Origin of the sequence: Mesorhizobium sp. M2E.F.Ca.ET.219.01.1.1, from assembly GCF_004016445.2 — a bacterium.
Classification (GTDB): domain Bacteria; phylum Pseudomonadota; class Alphaproteobacteria; order Rhizobiales; family Rhizobiaceae; genus Mesorhizobium.
Map to the genome: position 1 here is coordinate 1 of NZ_SADT02000188.1, position 313 is coordinate 313.

General features: G+C 67.1%; 1 pseudogene. It reads right to left on the reverse strand.

What is annotated here, in order from left to right:
• Positions 1-313: pseudogene (locus EN862_RS35465) on the reverse strand (ribulokinase); the annotation flags it as partial.

Below are 313 nucleotides of genomic sequence, written 5' to 3' on the forward strand. Positions count from 1 at the left end.
ATCAGCTTCGGCGTCGCCATTTCCGGCGACATGACGCCGCCGATATAGTCGAGCACGGCGTGGCCGCTCGCCGTGCACTCGTCGGCCTCGGCGATGGCCCGGTGGTCGAGCCAGACGATGGTGTCCCAGCGCTTTTCGCCGGTGACCGACACGCTGAGCTGTTCGCTATCCCTACCTCGCACCACGAGCGAGCAGGTGGCGTCGAAGGAAATGCCGACGACATCATCGGCCGCGATCCCCGCCTTGGCGACGGCGGCGCGCACGGCCTTGCAGACCGCCGAGCATGATTCGCGCGATATCTGGTCGGCGGTCT